Raw genomic sequence first — 360 nt, forward strand, 5'->3', positions numbered from 1 at the left:
GTCGATGCGGCCATGCAGCTTGCCCAGCACCACGGTGAGCTGGAACAGTGCCGCCAGCTGCGTAGTGAAGGCCTTGGTCGAGGCAACACCGATCTCGGCACCGGCACGGGTGTAGCAGACCAGTTCACTGGCGCGCGGAATCGCACTCTCGGGCACGTTGCAGATCGAGAGCGTATGCAGATGGCCGAGCGACTTGGCGTACTTGAGCGCTTCCATCGTATCCAGCGTTTCGCCGGACTGGGAGATGGTGACGATCAGGTGCTTGGGATTCGCATAGGCAGCGCGGTAACGGTATTCGCTGGCGACTTCCACGCTGCACGGCAGGCCGACAATCGCTTCGATCCAGTAACGCGCGGTCAA

Annotated in this window: 1 protein-coding gene; it reads right to left on the reverse strand. The window is 61.9% G+C overall.

Features of this window, described 5'->3' with window-relative positions; translation table 11 throughout:
- Nucleotides 1-360, reverse strand: a 360-nt coding sequence (locus ACW6W5_RS17870) for an SIS domain-containing protein (protein WP_458233681.1), incomplete at both ends; no start/stop codon positions are given.

The sequence above is a fragment of the Stenotrophomonas sp. IS26 genome, assembly GCF_054188265.1.